The organism is Candidatus Pelagibacter sp. RS40 (genome assembly GCF_002101295.1).
In the GTDB taxonomy this organism is placed as follows: Bacteria; Pseudomonadota; Alphaproteobacteria; order Pelagibacterales; family Pelagibacteraceae; genus Pelagibacter.
Map to the genome: position 1 here is coordinate 992,259 of NZ_CP020778.1, position 14,976 is coordinate 1,007,234.

14 protein-coding genes are annotated in these 14,976 nt (G+C 29.4%); 11 read left to right on the forward strand and 3 right to left on the reverse strand.

From position 1 onward, the window contains the following. Positions 1–35: 35 nt before the first annotated feature. Complete coding sequence (gene speB / locus B8063_RS05205) at positions 36–995, forward strand: agmatinase (RefSeq protein WP_075521374.1); 960 nt, start codon at positions 36–38, stop codon at positions 993–995. A gap of 20 nt (positions 996–1,015) precedes the next feature. Beyond that, on the forward strand, positions 1,016–2,449 hold the full coding sequence (locus B8063_RS05210) for an aldehyde dehydrogenase family protein (RefSeq protein ID WP_085070172.1): 1,434 nt from the start codon (positions 1,016–1,018) through the stop codon (positions 2,447–2,449). Here B8063_RS05210 and argE read toward each other — a convergent pair. After that, complete coding sequence (gene argE / locus B8063_RS05215) at positions 2,446–3,624, reverse strand: acetylornithine deacetylase (protein ID WP_085070174.1); 1,179 nt, start codon at positions 3,622–3,624, stop codon at positions 2,446–2,448. The two genes, B8063_RS05210 and argE, sit on opposite strands and share 4 nt — an antisense overlap. Positions 3,625–3,651: 27 nt before the next feature. Here argE and B8063_RS05220 point away from each other — a divergent pair, with 27 nt between their 5' ends. The 9 genes from B8063_RS05220 (at position 3,652) to B8063_RS05260 (ending at position 12,085) form a co-directional block, all read left to right on the forward strand. Next, positions 3,652–3,993 carry a tRNA-binding protein gene (locus B8063_RS05220; RefSeq protein WP_085070899.1) on the forward strand — a complete coding sequence of 114 codons (342 nt, stop codon included), beginning with the start codon at positions 3,652–3,654 and terminating at the stop codon, positions 3,991–3,993. 5 nt (positions 3,994–3,998) lie between these two features. Further along, positions 3,999–4,589: a LysE family translocator gene (locus B8063_RS05225; protein ID WP_085070176.1), complete on the forward strand. Its 591-nt coding sequence runs from the start codon at positions 3,999–4,001 to the stop codon at positions 4,587–4,589. A 2-nt stretch (positions 4,590–4,591) separates the two neighbouring features. Further along, positions 4,592–7,261 carry an aconitate hydratase AcnA gene (gene acnA / locus B8063_RS05230; protein ID WP_085070178.1) on the forward strand — a complete coding sequence of 890 codons (2,670 nt, stop codon included), beginning with the start codon at positions 4,592–4,594 and terminating at the stop codon, positions 7,259–7,261. Further along, positions 7,261–7,902, forward strand: a complete 642-nt coding sequence (locus B8063_RS05235) for a hypothetical protein (protein WP_085070180.1) — start codon at positions 7,261–7,263, stop codon at positions 7,900–7,902. Before acnA ends, B8063_RS05235 begins: the two co-directional genes overlap by 1 nt. Then, positions 7,895–9,169 carry an outer membrane protein assembly factor BamB family protein gene (locus B8063_RS05240; RefSeq protein ID WP_198150952.1) on the forward strand — a complete coding sequence of 425 codons (1,275 nt, stop codon included), beginning with the start codon at positions 7,895–7,897 and terminating at the stop codon, positions 9,167–9,169. Before B8063_RS05235 ends, B8063_RS05240 begins: the two co-directional genes overlap by 8 nt. Next, entirely contained in the window at positions 9,169–9,600 is a 432-nt protein-coding gene (locus B8063_RS05245) for a hypothetical protein (RefSeq protein ID WP_075521367.1), read from the forward strand. Before B8063_RS05240 ends, B8063_RS05245 begins: the two co-directional genes overlap by 1 nt. After that, entirely contained in the window at positions 9,600–10,649 is a 1,050-nt protein-coding gene (zapE, locus tag B8063_RS05250) for a cell division protein ZapE (protein ID WP_085070184.1), read from the forward strand. The genes B8063_RS05245 and zapE overlap by 1 nt, the downstream gene beginning before the upstream one ends. Before the next feature lie 5 nt (positions 10,650–10,654). Continuing rightward, on the forward strand, positions 10,655–11,074 hold the full coding sequence (locus B8063_RS05255) for a secondary thiamine-phosphate synthase enzyme YjbQ (RefSeq protein ID WP_085070186.1): 420 nt from the start codon (positions 10,655–10,657) through the stop codon (positions 11,072–11,074). A gap of 72 nt (positions 11,075–11,146) precedes the next feature. Beyond that, on the forward strand, positions 11,147–12,085 hold the full coding sequence (locus B8063_RS05260) for a hypothetical protein (RefSeq protein ID WP_085070188.1): 939 nt from the start codon (positions 11,147–11,149) through the stop codon (positions 12,083–12,085). Position 12,086: 1 nt separating this feature from the next. Here the strand turns inward: B8063_RS05260 and B8063_RS05265 are convergent, their stop codons facing one another. Continuing rightward, a complete protein-coding gene (locus tag B8063_RS05265; protein ID WP_085070190.1) occupies positions 12,087–12,332 on the reverse strand; it encodes a hypothetical protein in 246 nt (81 codons plus the stop codon). Further along, the gene (locus tag B8063_RS05270) at positions 12,332–14,824 is read right to left on the reverse strand and encodes a TolC family protein (protein ID WP_085070193.1); all 2,493 of its coding nucleotides are present in this window, start codon (positions 14,822–14,824) and stop codon (positions 12,332–12,334) included. The genes B8063_RS05265 and B8063_RS05270 overlap by 1 nt, the downstream gene beginning before the upstream one ends. Positions 14,825–14,976: the final 152 nt, after the last annotated feature.

Consider the following 14,976-nt stretch of genomic DNA (forward strand, 5'->3'; position numbering starts at 1 on the left):
TTAGACAAGATAATATTATCTTAGATTTTTATAAAATGAAAAAAGAAAGAAATAAAAATCCAGTTCAACCAGTTAGTGGAACAAAAGTTCCAAGGTATGCAGGACCAAGCACATTTGCAAGATTACCAGAATTAAGAGATGTTGAAAGTTGTGATGTTGCAATTGTTGGAATTCCATTTGATAGTGGAACAAGTTACAGACCGGGCGCAAGATTTGGACCTCAAAGTATTCGACAAGCCTCAAGACATTTAAGAACTAATTATCACCCAAGTTATGATGTTGAGCCGTTTAAGGTTCAACAAGTTGCAGATGCAGGCGATATAGCTTGTAACCCATTTAATATTGATGAAGCCATTAAACAAATTGAGGTTGGTGCAACAGATTTATTGAATAAAGTGGGTGGAATTATTAGTCTTGGTGGTGATCATACAATTGCAGTGCCACTATTAAGAGCTGCAAACAAAAAGAATAACGGTCCAGTATCTTTGGTACATTTTGATGCTCATTTAGATACTTGGGATACTTATTTTGGTGCACCCTACACACATGGAACTCCTTTTAGAAGAGCCCGAGAAGAAAATTTATTTCTAGATGATGCCTCTATGCATGTTGGTATAAGAGGTCCGTTATACAGTAGAGATGACATAAAGAATGATGAAAGTTTTGGATTTAAAATTATTCATTGTGACGAATTTCAAACAGAGGGAACAGATAAAATTGCAGAAAGAATTAAAAAAAGAGTTGGAGATAATGCTTTGTACTTATCTATTGATATTGACGTGCTTGATCCAGCCTTTGCACCAGGAACAGGAACACCTGAAATAGCAGGGATGACCACTAGAGAAATGGTTAATGTCCTAAGAGGATTGTCAGGTTTAAATTTGATCTCGGCAGATGTCGTAGAAGTTGCACCTGCATATGATCATGCTGAAGTTACTTCTCTTGCTGCTGCTACAATTGTTTACGAATTAACAAATTTATTTGCAAAATCATAAAGAAGGGATAATTTGTGCGCATGATTGAAAAGAAAAATTTTTATATTAATGGTTCGTGGGTTGCACCAAAAAATCCAAAAGATATTCAAGTTATAAATCCTGCAACTGAAAAAAGTTGTGCAGTTATTTCCTTAGGTGGAAAAGAAGATGTTAATGATGCAGTGTTAGCTGCTAAAGAAGCTTTTAAAACTTGGGGATTTTCCTCAAAAGAGGAGCGATTAAGTTTATTAGAAAGCTTTTACGCACTTTATAAAAAAAGATGGAACGATATTACGGATGCAATTATTCAGGAAATGGGAGCACCAAAAGATTTTGCATTAAAACTTCAGACAGGGACTGGCGCTAGTCACACAAAATCATTCATTCGTTATTTAAAAGAATTTGAATTTGAAAAACCACTAGGTGAACACGCAAAAAATCAAAGATTGATATATGAACCAAAAGGTGTTTGTGCATTAATTACACCATGGAACTGGCCAATTAACCAAGTTACATTGAAAGTTATTCCAGCTTTGGCCTCTGGATGCACAATGGTTTTAAAACCATCAGAGTTAGCACCCTTATCTGCTATGATTATTGCAGAATTAATAGATGAAGCAAAATTTCCAAAAGGTGTATTTAATTTGGTAAATGGAGACGGCGCAACTACTGGCGATGCCTTAACAAGTCATCCAGATGTAAATATGATTTCATTTACCGGTTCAACAAGAGCAGGGGCTTTAATTTCCCAAAATGCAGCAAAAGATTTTAAAAGAGTAAGTTTAGAATTAGGTGGAAAAGGTGCAAACATTATATTCAAAGATGCAGATGCAGAAGCTATTGAAAGAGGTGCTTTAAGATGTTTTAGAAACTCAGGACAATCTTGCAATGCTCCAACAAGAATGTTGGTTGAAAAACCAATTTACGATGAAGCTGTTGAAAGATTAAGAAAGTATGCAAGTGAATTTAAAGTAGACGATCCAAATAAAGAGGGCGAACACATAGGTCCAGTTATTTCAGAAACACAATTTAATAAAATCCAAGGACTTATCCAAAAAGGAATTGATGAGGGAGCAAAATTAGTTGCTGGTGGACCAGGAAAACCCGATGGATTAAATGATGGTTACTATGTAAAACCTACAGTATTTGCAGATGTTAATAATGACATGGAAATTGCAAGAACTGAAATTTTTGGTCCAGTTTTATCTGTTATTCCATTTGAAACTGAGGAGGAAGCTATTCAGATTGCAAATGATACTGATTATGGATTAACAAATTATATTCAAACCCAAGATAACGATAAAGTTCAAAGAGTAGCAAGAAAACTTAGATCAGGAATGGTAGATGTTAACGGTGCTGGTATTGCAGTGGATGCTCCATTTGGTGGCTTTAAACATTCTGGTATTGGTAGAGAGGCTGGTAAAGAGGGTTTACTTGAATTTTTGGAAGTTAAATCGGTTGGTGGTTGGAACTAATTTATAGATTTATTTTTCACACCCTCTAAAAACTTAAGACATTTTTTTAATTCATTCAGTTCTATAAATTCATCAATTTTATGCGCTTGTTCAATTGAACCTGGTCCACAAACGACAGTACTAATACCTACCTCTTGAAATAAACCAGCTTCAGTTCCAAAGGATACAACTTGTCTTGAATTATCTCCTGTAATACTTGATACAAACTCACAAGCTTCAGACTGATCTAATCTATCAAACCCAATAACTTCACCAATTACTTCTTTTTTAATAAATGAATTTGGAAATACTTTTTTCATTTCAGGCAATAAAATTTCATTAGCATATTTATCAATTTCTTGAGTTACAAAATCTGCATCTTTTTTTACAACTGGTCTTGTTTCCCATTCAACACTGCACTTATCTGCAATAACATTGTGAGCTATACCTCCTTTAATCCCTCCAACAGATAAAGTTGAATGTGGTGGATCAAAGATGCAATCTTTTGGTCCTCTTTGTTTTAAGCTTTCTCTAATTTCTAAAAGTTTATTTACATATCTTGATGCATATTCAACTGCACTTACTCCTAAGTGAGGTTTAGAACTGTGACCAGCAAGTCCTCCAAAATGAACTGTATATTCATTCATGCCCTTATGAGCATCGATGATTTTCATATTTGTGGGCTCGCCAATGATACAAATACCATCTTTAATATCTCTCTTTTTTAATTCTTTAATTAATAAAGGCGCACCAATACAAGCCGTCTCTTCATCAAATGTATAACAAAAATGAATATCTCTATCTAAATCACTATCTTTAAAAATGGGCGCATAAGCAAGTGTGCATGCAATAAAACCTTTCATATCACACGAACCTCTCCCATAAAGTTTATCCCCTTTTATAGTTGCAACAAATGGATCGCTAGACCAACCTTTTGAAACTGGAACAACATCAGTATGACCAGAGAGAATTATTGGTTTTTTGCCGTTAGTTTTTTTTGCTTTTAACGTTCCAAATAAATTTACCCTTTTATTATCATCATCGAACACTTTAAAAGTTGTAGCCCCAATGCCATTTAGAATTTTTTCACAGTAACTGATTAATTCGCTGTTATCTTGACCTGATACAGTTTTAAATCCAATTAGATCAGTTAAAATCTTGATTGATTTTTCGTATAAATTGTTTTCTATACTCATACTTTTAACTTAACATATTTTATAATGATTAAAGAACAAATAACCTACGACATTTTTGACAAAGTCGATATTAGAATTGGAACAGTTATATCTGTAAAGAAAAATGAAAAAGCAAGAAAACCATCTTTAGTGGTTGAGGTTGATTTTGGTAATGAAATCGGCATTAAACAGTCTTCTGCACAGATAACTCACTATTACAATGAAGAAAATTTAAAAGGCAAACAAGTAATTGCGGTTTGTAATTTTCCAGAAAAAAATATAGCTGGAGTGGTTTCGCAAGTTTTAGTTTTAGGAGCAATTGATGCTGATGGAAAAGTAACTTTAGTTCATCCCTCTCAAAAAGCTGAAAATGGTCTACCGATTGCATAATAAGTATGCATCCAGAAATATTATCAATAGCTCTTTTTTGGTTTGTTGCCGCCTTTACGCCTGGTCCAAATAACGTAGTTGCATCATATTCTGGATTTAATTTTGGAATTACAAAAACAATTCCTCTTATCTTAGGTGTTACCCTTGGATTTACTTCATTAATATTTTTTCTAACCATTGGTCTGATAAATGTTTTCAAGATTTTTCCTATTTTACAAAATATTCTTAAATACCTTGGAACCTTATTTTTGCTATATTTAGCTTATAAGATCTCTCTTTCTAAAAGTTCGAAAGAAGAAGAAAAAAAAAATCCAGTTACATTTTTTGATACTTATTTCTTTCAATTTTTAAATCCAAAAGGAGTTTTGTTTGGAATAATTATTGTTTCAACTTATTTAGAGCTTGGAGAAAACTATTTAAGTTATGCGATTCAAATCGTTTTACTTGCCTTTATTTTCTCAAGCACGAGTATTACTTTATGGACATTTATAGGTAAATTTTTAAGGAAATTCGCGACAAATGATAAATTTATAAATTACTTTAATTATGCTATGTCACTGCTTCTTTTGCTAAGCATTGTAACTATTTATATATAAACATGAAACCAGGATCAAAAAACTCTTATAACTCTTTATCTGATTTAGAAATCGGTGGAAAAAAATATAAATATTATTCAATTAAAGCTGCTGAAAACAATGGTCTTGATGGGGTAAGCAAACTTCCAAAATCTCTTAAAGTATTATTAGAAAATTTATTAAGATATGAAGATGATTTAAGTGTTACTAAAAATCAAATTGAAGCTATTAAAGAATGGCTTAAAACAAAAAAATCTAAAACTGAAATAGCTTACAGACCTGCAAGAGTTTTACTTCAAGATTATACTGGTATTCCAGCAGTTGCTGATCTTGCTGCAATGAGGGAAGCTGTTAAAGAAAAAAATAAAGATCCAAATACCATAAATCCTTTATCTTCAGTTGATCTTGTAATAGATCACTCGGTTCAGGTTGATAAATTTGCAAGTACAAATTCTTTAAAAGAAAATGTAGATATTGAATTTAATAGAAATTCTGAGAGATATTCTTTTTTAAAGTGGGGACAGCAAGCATTTAATAATTTTAGAATAGTTCCTCCAGGAACAGGAATTTGTCACCAGGTAAACTTAGAATATTTATCAAAAGTTGTTTGGTCAGAAAAATATAAAGATGAAGATTATATTTTTCCAGATACATTAGTTGGAACAGACAGTCATACTACAATGGTAAATGGCTTGTCAGTTTTAGGATGGGGAGTTGGAGGAATTGAAGCAGAAGCGGGCATGTTAGGTCAGCCAATATCAATGCTTATTCCAGAAGTAATTGGTTTTGAATTAACTAATAAGCTTCCAGAGGGAACTACTGCAACTGATTTAGTTTTAACAGTTGTTAAAATGCTAAGAGATAAAGGAGTTGTTGGTAAGTTTGTTGAATTTTATGGCGAAGGTTTAAAAAATCTTACCCTTGCAGATCGTGCAACTATTGCAAACATGGCACCAGAATACGGTGCAACTTGTGGATTTTTCCCAATTGATGATGAAACTTTAAAATATTTAAACTTTTCAGGAAGAAATAAACAAACAGTAGATATTGTTGAAGCTTATGCAAAAGAACAGGGATTATGGGCGAGTGATGGAATTGAATTTACTGATACAGTTTCTTTAGATATGTCAAAAGTGGTTCCAACTATATCTGGCCCAAAGAGACCGCAAGATAAAGTTTTATTAACCGAAGCATCTTCAAATTTTAAAAAAGTTTATGAGGAAATAACTAAAAAGAAAGAACCAAGTTCTGCAAAAGTAAGTGGAGAAGATTATAATTTAGAAGATGGAAATATTGTAATTGCAGCAATTACATCTTGCACCAATACTTCAAATCCAAGTGTTTTAATTGGAGCAGGTTTACTTGCAAAAAAAGCAATTGAAAAAGGACTTACCACAAAGCCTTGGGTTAAAACATCATTAGCGCCAGGCTCACAAGTCGTAACAGATTACCTAGCAAAAGCAGGTTTAAATACTTATCTCGATCAACTTGGATTTAACTTAGTTGGTTATGGTTGTACTACTTGTATTGGAAATTCAGGTCCATTACCTGATAATATTTCTGATGCAATTAAAGATAAAAATATTTATGCAGTTTCAGTTTTATCTGGCAATAGAAACTTTGAAGGAAGAATTTCGCCTTTAGTAAAAGCAAATTACTTAGCATCACCCCCATTAGTTGTTGCTTACGCAATTGCTGGATCTATGAACAAAGATTTATACAAAGACCCACTTGGAAAAGATAAAGATGGTAATGATGTTTTCTTAAAAGATATTTGGCCAACAAATCAAGAGATAGAAGATACTTTACAAAAATCTTTAAATGCTGAAATGTTTATTAAAAGATATTCAAATGTTTCAGAAGGACCTGAACAATGGCAAAAAATTAAAACAGAGGAAAGCAGTATTTATAATTGGGAAGATACTTCAACATATGTAAAGAAACCCCCGTTCTTTGATAATCTTTCTGATGAACCAGAAGGATTTAAGGAAATAAAAGATGCAAGACCTCTTTTAATTTTAGGAGATAGTGTCACAACAGACCATATTTCTCCAGCAGGCTCTATTCAAAAAGAAAGTCCAACAGGTGAATATTTTATGAAACACCAAATTCTACCGAAAGATTATAACTCTTACGGTTCAAGAAGAGGAAATCATGAAGTTATGATGAGAGGAACTTTTGCAAATATTAGAATTAGAAATGAGATGGCACCCGGAACTGAAGGTGGGTTTACAAAATTATATCCAGAGGAAAAAGTAATGCCTGTTTATGATGCGGTGGTTGAATATAAAAAAAGAGGAACTGATTTAGTTGTTATTGGTGGAAAAGAATACGGCACAGGTTCTTCAAGAGATTGGGCAGCTAAGGGCACAAAACTTTTAGGTGTTAAAGCAGTTCTCGCTGAAAGCTTTGAAAGAATTCATAGATCAAATTTAATAGGAATGGGAGTTTTACCTTTACAGTTTATCGGTGATATGAATAGGGAGAATTTAAACTTAAAAGGATCTGAACTTATTTCAATAATTGATATTGAGAAAGGCATTAACCCAAGAGATGAGGTTGAAGTTGAATTTAAATATCAATCTGGAGATATTAAAAAGATCAAAATGTTATGTAGAATAGACACTAAAAATGAATTGGAATATTATAAAAATGGTGGCATTTTACAGTACGTTTTAAGGAACATGATTTAATGGACGAAGAAATAGATATTATAAATACCAATACTCGTAACGAAAGAATTAAGAATTTTTTTATTAATAATAGAAAATCTCTTATCTCAGTTTTTGTTGTTTTAATCTTGATTTTGTGTGGTTACTTTCTTTATGAAGAGCTTCAAACAAGAAAAAAAGCAAAACTTGCTGATCAATATAATTTAGCAGTAATAAAATATGAAAGTGGTCAAACAGATGTTCTTGAGGAATTAAAAACAATTATTAATGAAAAAGATAGTACTTACTCACCTTTAGCTTTTTATTTCTTAATTGATAATCAGCTCATAACTTCAAATGAGGAAATAAACCAATATTTTGATGTTATTATTAATGACAGTGGATTAGACAAAGAAACAAAAAATTTAAACATCTTCAAAAAGGGTTTATTTAATTCAGATTTTGCAAATGAAAATGAGCTTTTAAATATTTTAAATCCTGTAATTAAGTCGGAAAGTATTTGGAAGCCTCATGGTTTATATTTAATGGCAGAATATTATTTTGCAAACAATCAAAAACAAAAATCTAAAGAGTTTTTTCAACAATTAGCAAACTTAGAAAATGCTAGTCAAAAAATTAAAACAGAAGCGCTAAAAAGATTACGTGTAGACTTTGGTGAATAAGTTTTTTTTATATCTTGTTTTACTTTTATTTTTATCGAATTGTGGTTTTAAGGATAAAAAGGTTGAAGAAAATCCAAATGCAATAACTTTATTTGAAAAATCAAAACCAATAGAACAAGAATTAAATCCTACTTTAAATATTAAAATATCAACAATTACAAAGGGTGAGCCCTTTTTATCAAGTAATTCAAACAACAGTGGAAATTCAGACTTTAACTCAAATTTTGAAAACGCTTTTTCATATAAATTTTCAACTATTGATCAATTTAAATTTAATCAACCTGAAATATTATTTACCGAAGATAACAGTTTAGTATTTTTTACAGGCAAAGGAGAGATCTTTAAAACTTCAACAGATTTTGAAGAATATTGGAAAGTAAATCACTACACAAAAAAAGAGAAAAAATTAAAACCAATTTTATATTTTGCACAATCTGGATCTGATATATTGGTTCTTGATAATCTTTCAAAAGTTTATTCTATAAAATTAGAAACTGGAGAATTAAATTGGAACATTGAAAGTAAAGTTGGATTTAATTCAAATGCAAAAATTATTAAAAATAGTGTTGTCGCTGTTGACTTTGATAATGTAATACGAGCTTTTTCAGTAAAAGATGGAAAAGAGCTTTGGAATTTTGATACTGATAACCCATTTATTAAATCTCAGAAAAAATTATCTCTTGTTACAAAAGGAGAAGTAGTATTTTTCATAAATAGTATTGGTGATGTAACTGCTTTAAATGCAAATGATGGAAGTTTAGTTTGGCAAACACCTACACAAAGTACATTAATTTTTCAAGATGCGTTTACATTAGAAAATTCAGATATTATTTTTGCAAATGATACAATTTACTTTTCAAATAATAGAAATGAGTTTTTTGCAATTGATGCAAGATCAGGTGTTTTAAAATACAAACAAACTATCAATTCAAGCCTAAGACCAACTGTTATTGAGGATTATGTTTTCTCAATTTCAAAAGAAGGTTTTTTATTTGTAATCGATGATAAAACTGGAAATGTTTTAAGAATTACAAATATATTTAAAAATATTGAAAATAAGAAAAATCAAATTGAACCAACTGGATTTATCCTTGCGCAAAATAAGATTTATGTCTCTTTAAATAATGGAAAATTGATAAAGTTGAATGCTGTTTCAGGAAATGAGGAGGGGTTTTATAAAATAGGAAAATCTAAAATTAATAGACCAAACGTTTTTGATGATGGCATGTTCATTTTAAAGAGTAATGCTATTATTAAAGTTGAATAATGTTGTTAAAATTACTTGAAAAGTTAGGGCGAAAAAAGGTTGTTTTAGATAGAGGCCCTTCACATCCAAATTATGATCAAGCAAAACCTTGGATGAATAGGTATTATATTTTATTTAGAAATAGACCTAGATGGTTTCCATTTAATATTTTAATTCATGAAATGCTAGATGATGATCATGGAGATGGTGTTCATAATCATTTATTTCCTTATATGACAATCATAATTAGAGGAGGTTATTGGGAAACTACAATTAAAGGTAAGTTTTGGAGAAGACCAGGTTACATTGGTTTTAGATCTGCTAATGCATTTCATAGGGTTGATCTTGAACCAGGGACAAGACCAATGACAATTTTTATTTCAGGTCCATTTGGTTTAAGAAAAGGACCAAGATCAGAGTACGGTATTGATTTTAAAACTAAAAAAAATTAATGCCAAAGACATTTGAGAAAGATTTTATATCTTATTGTAATAATCAAGAACTAGAGGTTAACCCTAATCAAATTGCAGTTATAAAAAAACTAGAGCAATATCATCAATCAAATTTTAAATCCTTTTTTTCAAAGATATTTTCAAAACAAAATTTCAAAAAAGGTTTTTATTTATTTGGAGGGGTGGGTGTTGGAAAAACGATGATTTTAAATTTTTATTTTGATCAAATAGATCAAAAAAAATTAAGACAACACTTTAATGAGTTTATGTTAAGTTTTCACAATTTTGTTCATGAACGAAAAGATAAAAATGAAGAAAATGTAATAAATCAATTTGTTAAAAATATTAAATCAAAAGCGTCATTAATTTATTTTGATGAGTTTCAAGTAACCAATATTGTAGATGCAATGATTTTAGGGAAATTATTTGATCAAATATTTAAAGAGGATATAAAAATTATTGTAACTTCAAACACCAAAATCTCAGAATTATATAAAGACGGTCTTCAGCAAGATCAGTTTAAACCTTTCATAAAAATTATGGAAGATCAATCAATTGAACACGAACTTAAAATTGAGGATGATTATAGAAAATCTAACGATAATCAAAAACAAAGATATTTTTATCCTCTAAACCAGGAGACAAACTTTAAGATTAATAAATTTTTCAGAACAATTACAAAAGATAAAAATCAATCTAAAATTACAGTCAATGTAAAGGGAAGAGATTTTAAAATAGAAAATTTTTATGAAGGAATTGCAAGATTTAATTTCAATGATCTTTGTGATCAAAATCTAGGTGCAGAAGATTATTTAGAAATAATTAAAAACTGCAAATTTATCGTAATAGATCAAATTCCACAATTTAATGATACTAATTCAAATCAACAACAGAGATTTATTACTCTACTAGATGTAATTTATGATAAAGATATTTCAATTGCAGTAACAAGTAATCAAAGTTTAGATGAGTTTACTTCATCAAGATTATTAGAAAAACCATTTAAACGTACCATTAGTCGTTTATATGAACTGACATCTAGAGAATAATATTTATGAAACAGGAATTTTTTAACCTTCAAGTAAACACAAATGGACAAAAGTTATATGAATTTACCGATGAAACTATTAATTGGATAAGTAAAAATAATTTTAAAAATGGAATGTTGAATTTAAGTATTCAGCACACCAGTGCATCCCTAATTGTTCAAGAAAATGCAGATCCAGATGTTCAAACAGATTTAATTAATTATTTTGATAAATTAGCTCCTATGGATAACAAATTATATGTTCATACCACTGAAGGAAAAGATGATATGCCTGCTCATATAAAATCTGCATTAACTAATAATCAAATATCATTAAGTATTAAAAATAGTGAGTTGCTACTTGGAACTTGGCAGGGTTTGTATTTATTTGAGCATCGTCTTCATCCTCAAAAAAGATCGATAATTCATCACTTTCTAGGTGAATAATAGAACTGACATAAATCATCTGATTTAATTTAACTTTACAAACGACCATATTGGGCATATTAAGCTTTGTTGATGACCAATGAAGAACAAGAAATAACTAAAATAATTAATAAAAATTATAAAGAATATAATAAATTTCATTACCCACTTTCGTATCAAATTTTGTACCTTTGGAAAAACTATCTAGGCAAAGATTTAGAGACAAATTTAATTCTCTCTAATTTAACGATTAAAGCTCTTAGAATTTATAACCAAAATAACAAAAAAAAATCTTACAAAGAATTTATAAAAACAAAACAAATCAGCATTGGAAAAGTAAAAAAAGCTGAATTATCAAGAGAATTATTAATTCCAAGAGAAACAATTAGACGAAAATTAGAAGATCTTAAAAAAGAAAATTTTATTGATATGGTTGATGGCAATATAGATATTAATAGGAAATCATTTGAAATAAAAGATTTAGATACAATAATAAATAAATATTCAAAATGTTTGAACATTATTGTGGATAATTTAAGTGACGACAAAACAATTACCAAAAAAAGTATAACTGAAGATTGCTTGTTAAATAATTTTTCAAAATGTTGGATTAATTTGATGTCAATGATGATAGAATTATCCTTAATTTGGAGAAAATTTCTAAAGTCCATGGAAAATTGGTTCATTTTTGGAACTTGTGGTTTAAATCAAATGTATAACTTAAAAGACTCTAAAAATTTTAGAGATCTTCATCCTGATAACACTGAAAATTTCTTTTTGAATTTAACAAGAGAAGAGACAAGTAGAGGTTTAAACCCAACAACTATCTCTGATTTGACGGGTATTCCAAGACAAACAGTTATTAGAAATTTAAAAAATTTAACAAAGTCAAAAGCACTTGAAAAAGATACTAGGAGAAATCTTTTTTATGTTCCAAAAAACACAAGTCAACAAAAATCAATCGTAGAAACATTAAAAAAAATACAATTAGTGATTTCCCAAAACGTAAATAAAACTTTAATAGCAATATAAACTATTTTTTAGGTTTTGAAATTTTACCAGATATTGACTGGCCAGGTTTTACGTTATGAGTATTATTTTTCTTTTTATTAAAATCGATTTTACCAGATAAAGTTTGTCCTACTTTTATAGTTGGATTATTTGATACTACTGGTTTTGGCTTAAACAAGTTGCCCTCAGCTTTACCGGTTTTTGCATCAATTTTTATATTAATATTCTTTTGAGAGCTTATAAATTTTTTAATGTCGTCTTTACTCATTAATTTAATTTACTTATTTTCAATTTTTTAGCTTTTTTCTTTGCTTCTTTCTTTTTAATTTTATCTAATTTCTTTCTTAGCTTTTTGTTCTTTTTTTCTTGTTTCTTTATAAATTTTGCAATTTCTTCATCCGAATATAATTTATAATTACTTCCATTTTTCTCTTCAGCTTTTAAATAAACATTTAAATAATTTTCTGGATCTGTTGATACAATACTTTTTACCATTTCTTTTGGTGTCTCTAACACAGGTTCAGTTTTCTTTATTACCTTTTCTTTTTTTATTTTTTTCTTTTTATTCTTTTTCTTCTCTAGTTTAGCTCTTTCTTTTTCTTCTTTTTTCTTAATTTTCGCTAATTTTTTTCTTAATTTTTTATTTTTCTTTTCTTGGTTTTTAATAAGATCATTGATCTCTTCAGTACTAAAGAAGGTAAATTGATTTCCATCTTTTATAGTTACTCTTTCATTTAAATCAAAAGTTTTTAATTCCTTAGCTTTTTTCTCAGCAAGTTTTTTTGCTTTAAGTTTTGCTTTTTTCTCTTTTAATTTCTGCGCTTTTAATTTCTTCTCTTTTTCTTTCTTACGTTTTTCAGCAAGTCTTTTCTCTTCTTTCTTACGTTTTTCGGCTAACTCTTTTTCTTCTTTAATCCTTTTTTCTTTTGCCAGCCTTTCTTTTCTTAGATCTGGATCAACTACTAATGTAAAAGTATCTTCAGTTGCTGTATTTATGTTTCTAGCACTGACGGTAAGGTCAATTTCTTCAATATTTCCCTTATTTTTTCTATCAATTAAGAAAGTTCTTTGAGATGGTAAAAAAGTTATCCATTCAGGAAGAGGGGCGTTATTACTTAATTTGGCACTGTATTGAACTCTGCCTTTTCCATCTAATTTGAATGTATTTTTTGCAAATTCAAAACTTGAAATATTTAAATCATCGTTTGTTACTACAGGCTTTTGTTTGTTAATTGGTTTTTTAACAATTGCTTTAAAATTCTTACCTGTATCTTTAAAATTCTTTTTAATTATTTCTGCAAATTCTTTTGTTCCTATTTGTAAACTTTCTCTTGTTGTTACATCAACACCAACAGAGGTATAAACTTGTGCTACACTGAATTGAACTTTTGAAAACGCAATATCTCTTCTAAGTTCTGCAACCAACAAACTTGCTTCTTCTCTTATTAATTCTAATTCACCAAATCTTGCAATCTTTTGCGCATTTCTAACTTGCTCTGTAATTTTTCTTGAAACATCATAATAACGATCAGCTGTTTCATATTCCTCTAATGCCATTTGATATTCTATATTTGATATATGAACTTGTGATAATACTGCCATTGATAAAGCCAGTCTTTGCTCCTTAATAATTTCAGTATTCATTTCATTTACTTCTTTTAATCTTGGAGCTCTAAATACATTTAATAAATTTGCACCAATTGATGAACCATACTCAAAGTTAGTTTTATTCATTAAATAATCATTTGATGAACTTGTCCATGCTGCATTAAAATTTAATCCAGGCAATAACGATCTCATACCTGCTTTTGTTTCTGCAATTGATATTCTTTCTTCGTAATGATTTTCAATTAATTCTGGTCTATTAACTAAAGCATGTTTTTCCATATGCTTTAATTTCATATTTAATTCGTTTAATGGTTGATCTGTTTGAACAAGTACAAATTTTTCGTTTGGAAGAAGTCCCATTAGGGCACCTAATTCTATTTTAGCGTTAATAAAGCTTTGTTTCTGGCTTTGAAGAGCTCTTTGAATATCTAATAATTCTTTTTGATATAAAAGAGCATCCATTGGTTTTTGTAACAAAAGCTCTTCTATTTTTTGACTATCGTTTAATGCATTATTTACTTTAATTAATAATGGATCATATTTTTTAATTAATTTTTCTGCCGATAATGCATTCCAATAAGCTCTTATTACATCTTTTGTAATATTATTTGCTGCTTTTTTTTCTAATTCTTTTGATATTAAAAACTTATCTGAGCTTTGTCCTGCTCTTATATATGAAAGACCAAAATCAAGTGCATTCCATGAAAAACCGACATCTTGTTCATTAACATCTCTATCTCTTGAGGTTGAATATGAGGATCCAATACTTCCCGCTAAGTCAGTACTTGGTACTGTTGCACTTGCTGTAGTTTTATATCTATCGCTTCCAGTATAACCTGCATTTGCTGCCATCGTTGGAAGCATTTCAAACTCTACATCTTCTATTTTTCTATTAGCAAGTGATGTTTCTAAAAGTTTGACTTTTAAATCTTTGTTATTTTCAATTGCAAGAGCGATTGCTGTATATAAATCTATTTTTAAATCTTTATTAAAAAGATCATTTTGCTCTTTAATCTCTTGTATTTTAGCCAAATCATCTTCTGCAGATTTTATAAAATCTTCAGATGTAATAGGTTCAGGATTTCGCTTTGCACACGAAACAACCACCCCAAGAGATAAAACTAACAATATTTTTAATAAATATTTTAACATTAAATTGTTATTAAATTATTTAGAGTCCTGGTCTATTTCATATACGTCCATTATGGGTCTTTTATAGTCAATTTTTTTTTTCATTTTGGAAGTATTCTTTACTTATGTGCTCATTATGGGCAATTTTTAAAACAGTTTTTACAAAATTTTTT

Excerpts from the sequence above, each read along its gene's own strand:
- speB (WP_075521374.1), top strand. The coding sequence starts at position 36 with ATGAAAAAAGAAAGAAATAAAAATCCAGTTCAACCAGTTAGTGGAACA.
- B8063_RS05210 (WP_085070172.1), top strand. The coding sequence starts at position 1,016 with ATGATTGAAAAGAAAAATTTTTATATTAATGGTTCGTGGGTTGCACCA.
- argE (WP_085070174.1), bottom strand. The coding sequence starts at position 3,624 with ATGAGTATAGAAAACAATTTATACGAAAAATCAATCAAGATTTTAACT.
- B8063_RS05225 (WP_085070176.1), top strand. The coding sequence starts at position 3,999 with ATGCATCCAGAAATATTATCAATAGCTCTTTTTTGGTTTGTTGCCGCC.
- acnA (WP_085070178.1), top strand. The coding sequence starts at position 4,592 with ATGAAACCAGGATCAAAAAACTCTTATAACTCTTTATCTGATTTAGAA.
- B8063_RS05235 (WP_085070180.1), top strand. The coding sequence starts at position 7,261 with ATGGACGAAGAAATAGATATTATAAATACCAATACTCGTAACGAAAGA.
- B8063_RS05245 (WP_075521367.1), top strand. The coding sequence starts at position 9,169 with ATGTTGTTAAAATTACTTGAAAAGTTAGGGCGAAAAAAGGTTGTTTTA.
- zapE (WP_085070184.1), top strand. The coding sequence starts at position 9,600 with ATGCCAAAGACATTTGAGAAAGATTTTATATCTTATTGTAATAATCAA.
- B8063_RS05255 (WP_085070186.1), top strand. The coding sequence starts at position 10,655 with ATGAAACAGGAATTTTTTAACCTTCAAGTAAACACAAATGGACAAAAG.
- B8063_RS05260 (WP_085070188.1), top strand. The coding sequence starts at position 11,147 with ATGACCAATGAAGAACAAGAAATAACTAAAATAATTAATAAAAATTAT.
- B8063_RS05265 (WP_085070190.1), bottom strand. The coding sequence starts at position 12,332 with ATGAGTAAAGACGACATTAAAAAATTTATAAGCTCTCAAAAGAATATT.
- B8063_RS05270 (WP_085070193.1), bottom strand. The coding sequence starts at position 14,824 with ATGTTAAAATATTTATTAAAAATATTGTTAGTTTTATCTCTTGGGGTG.